At 70.9% G+C, this 3,607-nt stretch carries 6 protein-coding genes and 1 pseudogene; 3 read left to right on the top strand and 4 right to left on the bottom strand.

Features of this window, described 5'->3' with window-relative positions; genetic code table 11:
• From G3N18_RS15635 to G3N18_RS15625, 3 genes and pseudogenes are all read right to left on the bottom strand, one after another.
• A pseudogene (locus tag G3N18_RS15635) lies at positions 1 to 374 on the bottom strand (SAM-dependent DNA methyltransferase); the annotation flags it as partial.
• A 2-nt stretch (positions 375 to 376) separates the two neighbouring features.
• Positions 377 to 955, bottom strand: coding sequence for a DUF6927 domain-containing protein (locus G3N18_RS15630; RefSeq protein ID WP_196385168.1), 579 nt, complete (start codon positions 953 to 955; stop codon positions 377 to 379).
• A gap of 21 nt (positions 956 to 976) precedes the next feature.
• A complete protein-coding gene (locus G3N18_RS15625; RefSeq protein WP_196385167.1) occupies positions 977 to 1,984 on the bottom strand; it encodes a DUF4192 family protein in 1,008 nt (335 codons plus the stop codon).
• 298 nt (positions 1,985 to 2,282) lie between these two features.
• Between G3N18_RS15625 and G3N18_RS15620 the strand changes: the two genes are divergently transcribed.
• Genes G3N18_RS15620 through G3N18_RS15610 form a run of 3 tightly spaced genes read left to right on the top strand, consistent with a single transcriptional unit; the run spans position 2,283 to position 3,225 of the window.
• The gene (locus G3N18_RS15620; protein WP_196385166.1) at positions 2,283 to 2,498 is read left to right on the top strand and encodes a hypothetical protein; all 216 of its coding nucleotides are present in this window, start codon (positions 2,283 to 2,285) and stop codon (positions 2,496 to 2,498) included.
• Positions 2,495 to 2,899 carry a hypothetical protein gene (locus tag G3N18_RS15615; RefSeq protein WP_196385165.1) on the top strand — a complete coding sequence of 135 codons (405 nt, stop codon included), beginning with the start codon at positions 2,495 to 2,497 and terminating at the stop codon, positions 2,897 to 2,899. Before G3N18_RS15620 ends, G3N18_RS15615 begins: the two co-directional genes overlap by 4 nt.
• The gene (locus G3N18_RS15610) at positions 2,896 to 3,225 is read left to right on the top strand and encodes a hypothetical protein (protein WP_196385164.1); all 330 of its coding nucleotides are present in this window, start codon (positions 2,896 to 2,898) and stop codon (positions 3,223 to 3,225) included. The genes G3N18_RS15615 and G3N18_RS15610 overlap by 4 nt, the downstream gene beginning before the upstream one ends.
• 79 nt (positions 3,226 to 3,304) lie before the next feature.
• Here the strand turns inward: G3N18_RS15610 and G3N18_RS15605 are convergent, their stop codons facing one another.
• A complete protein-coding gene (locus tag G3N18_RS15605) occupies positions 3,305 to 3,466 on the bottom strand; it encodes a hypothetical protein (RefSeq protein WP_196385163.1) in 162 nt (53 codons plus the stop codon).
• Between the last annotated feature and the right edge of the window lie 141 nt (positions 3,467 to 3,607).

The raw sequence follows: 3,607 nt of genomic DNA, 5'->3' as shown, positions 1-3,607 counted from the left end.
GTGAGCAGCTGCGTGGGTGCGTCGTTGATCTGCATGCTGGCGATCAGCTGCGCGACGCTGTAGGGGGTGAAGAATTGCCCTTGGGCGCGGTTGGCGATGCCCAGCTGCATGTAGGTCTCGCCGAGCACGTCGCGCGGCTGCGCATCGAGCTCGAGCGCGACGAGGGCGAGTGCTTCGGCGAAGCGGTCCATCTGTGCGGGGGTGTAGTGCGTTCGGGTGCGTTCGTAGTCTTCTTCCCGTGCCTGGTATCCGTTGCGGTCGACCCGGTTGCGGATCGCCGCGGCCGCCATGGCGCAGAAGTCCTCGAACACGGTGCGCAGGTCTCGTGCGCCGGTGTTCGCGCGGAGCACCTTCACGATGCGAGAGGTGGCCATGATCACCGCCCCGCCTTCTCGTAACGGCGGGCTCGCCACCGGGGGATGCGCACGCGGATGCCGTGGTCGACCACGCGCAGAACGTCACGCTCGATCACCTCGAACTCCGTGTCGGGTGTGGTCTGCAGGCCGCCGGCGAACGTGAACGGCTCGGCGAAGCGGATGCGCTCGCCGCGGCGCACACGAGGCTTCGACTCCGCGAGCTCGAGGTTCGCCCAGCAGCGCGCGCGCCACGCTTGGGCGTGCTCATGCGTCGTCGGGGTGAGAGCCTCCAGCACGGCGCGCGGCGCGTGGGACGCGACCGGTCCCACGGTCTCGTCGAGGTCCTTGTACGTGAAGTTGTAGTAGCTCGACGGCGCGATGGCGTAGAGCACCACGAACGCGAACACCTCGCCCGCGTGCGGGTGCCCTTCGTCGTAGCGCACGGCGGCGTAGAACTCGTACGGCCAGTCGACGGTGCCGGCCACGTAGTCGGGGTCACGGCGGGTGCCGCTGGCGATGATCGTGGCGCCGGTGAAGTAGTGCTCGAAGAAGGTGCGGACGGGGACGCCCGCCTCCTTGTGAGTTGATGTGCTGCCCATGATCGTGTCTCCTCTCGCCGGTCAGTTCTCGAAAGCCCAGGAGGGCAAATGCGACGCCTGGATGAAGCTCGCCACGATCTCGGCGAGGCCGTGGCTGGGGTCGATGGCGAGCGCCTGGCGCGCATAGTCGGCGGCGTGGGTGGAGCGTCCGAGTGCCCAGGAGAGCCATGCGGCTGAGGCCAGGAGGCCCGCACGCACCGGCTGAGGTGTCAGGGCGGTGAGGTGGCGGACGGTCGTCAGAGCCGCGCTGAGGCGGGCCGCGTCGGGCCGGGGTGCGTCGCCCCACATGATCGCGGCGAGGTTGGCGGGGTACTCCTCGCCGCGTTCCCATCCGGCCTGTGCCTCGGCGGCGCGCTCGCCGCCTGCCTGGTCGCTGGCCCACTGGACGAGAGCGACGTCGCGGAGAGCGGGTCGGCTGAGCGCGAAGATGAGGCAGGCGGCCTCGAAGGGGTCGATCTCCTCGGCGGGAGTGGTCACGGCGACCTCGCCGAGGGTGATCCAGTCCGTTTCAGCGACGTCGCCCAGGCCGAAGCCCTCGAAGGCGGTGTTCACCTCGCAGAGGCGGGTGTCGTCAGCGGCGGGGATCTCGGTGCCGACGTGCTGTGAGGCCGCAACCGGGTGGCCGACGGCGAGCGCGGTGTTGATCTCCGCGAGCGGTCGCGGGTGGTCATCTGAGAGATAGCTGCCCCAGCCGTCACGGGCGACGTAGAGGGCATCCGTGACGGACAAGCCGCACTCGTCCGCGCGGGCCAGCAGGGCGTTCACGAGGCCACGCGAGGCCTCGCTGTCGTCGTCGGTGTAGATCACCACCGCCATGCGGTCAGCGGTCGGTACTCGGCAGATGACGCCGACGATCGAACTGGCAAGTGAGCCCGAACCGAGCGTCGGGTTCAGGTCGAACCGAGCGGCGCCGACGGTTCGGCTGCCAGCGAAGGGGATCGCGACGATCGAGCGGGTGGGGGTGTAGCCGATGAGAGCGGGCACGAGGCCCAGGAAGTCTGCGGCGCTGGTGGCCTTGATCACGTCCATGGTGGTTGCTCCTTTTGTTGGTGTGTTTCCCTGACAGTTACAAACTAGTAGGGGGTTCCGACATTGAGGGGACGTGCGTGGTGGTGAGGGTTGTTCTTGAGCGTGACGAATTGTGCTTGCAAGTTGTAAGCAGGTTTCGGGTGAATTGTGCTTGCTGTTTGTAAGCAGGTTTCGTGGGTGCGTGTCGGTGGGGGCTGGTAGTTTGTAACTGTCAGGGATGCGAGTTAGGGGAGTGGTGGGGATGGTTGGTTCGGGTCGGTATGGGGTTCGGGGTCGGGGGATCGGCGCGGGGGCGTTGTTGGGTCTGATCGCGGTGCAGGATCGGCGGGAGCGGTTTGAGGCGTTGCCGGGGGTGCGGGCGGAGCGTGAGGCGTTCCGGGTGGGGGTGCGGCGGGCGCAGTTGGAGGGTCGGATCGCGCGGGGCACGGCGGGCGGGTTCTACAGCGAGGCGGATATCGAGCACGCGCGGCAGGCGCTGGCGCGGCTGGATGCGGCGGCGGGGGTGGCGGCGTGAGCGTGCGGGTGGGTCTGGGTGTGCGAGGCGCGTGGGTGGGGCGGCATGTGCTGACGCCGGATGGTGAGGGCGTGGTCTGCGCGGTCGAGCGCGGCGGCGGGTGGGGGTTGGGTGATCCGGTGGGGGTGCGGGTCGGGTTCGGGTTCCCTGTGGCCGCGGAGCGGGCTGTGGGCCGCAAGGTCGAGCGGGTGATGTACCTGTACGAGGTGGAGCCGAAGCCGGCGGCCGCGCAGCGGGAGAGCGTGGCGGAGTTCATGGCACGTCGGCATGACCCGTCCTGGCGGGCGCCGCGGCTGCCGGGGCCGCGGCGGCTGCCGCGGCTGTCGGAGGAGCGGTTCGAGGCGCTGATGCGCGAGCAGGGCGCCGCGCGCCTCGACGCGGGCGAGAGGATGGGGGCGTGACAATGACGCCGCGCAATTTCCGGACCCACGTCGCGCTGACGGCGCAGGTCGAGGTGCCTCCGGTGCTGTCGGGTGCGTACGAGAGCGTGGGGGAGTTCTTCGCTGTCGCGCTCGCCGCCCAGGGGGCGCAGCGGTTCGAGCCGGTGCCGGGGAACGAGTGGGTGCGGCCGGGTTTCGCGGGCGCGATCGCCTACCGGGATCCGGCGGCCGACGGCGACGCGTTCGCGCTTGCGGTCTACGTCGAGGGCGACGTGACCGTGTACCGGTTCCCCCGGATCGAGGATGCCGCCCGCGCGGGGCGGCTGTGGGCGGCCGGCCTCATCTGAGCGCCGGCGCCGCCGTGTGCGTCGAGCAGCTGACGGCGCCGGCGCGGCGAGCTCGAGGCGATCGCCGCGCCGCGGCGCTCTAGTGCGGCCAGAGCTGGAGGATCTGCAGCGCGAGGCGGAGTGCGAGCTCGAGGATCCTCGCGGCGCGGAGCAGGTGCCGGCGGCGCCGCGCGCGGCGCGCGTGGCGGGGCAGAGTCCAGAGGGTGCGGCGGGTGCGCGGGGCGTGCGGATCGGTGCTCATGCCCAGACTGTCTGCGGGGGCCGCGAGCGCCCCGCAGAGGGCCGCGAGCGACCGCCCGGCCTGATCGTGCGGGGGAGCGGGCCGGCGCGCTCACGGGGCCGCGCAGCGCCCCGCTGAGGGAGGCCGGCGGCGGTAGCGCAG

It is taken from the genome of Microbacterium paulum, from assembly GCF_015707995.1.
Taxonomy (GTDB): domain Bacteria; phylum Actinomycetota; class Actinomycetes; order Actinomycetales; family Microbacteriaceae; genus Microbacterium; species Microbacterium paulum.
This window is presented reverse-complemented; position numbering and strand designations above follow the sequence as displayed.

Coding starts and splice junctions, on each gene's coding strand:
- G3N18_RS15630 (WP_196385168.1), bottom strand. CDS start 955: ATGGGCAGCACATCAACTCACAAGGAGGCGGGCGTCCCCGTCCGCACC.
- G3N18_RS15625 (WP_196385167.1), bottom strand. CDS start 1,984: ATGGACGTGATCAAGGCCACCAGCGCCGCAGACTTCCTGGGCCTCGTG.
- G3N18_RS15605 (WP_196385163.1), bottom strand. CDS start 3,466: ATGAGCACCGATCCGCACGCCCCGCGCACCCGCCGCACCCTCTGGACT.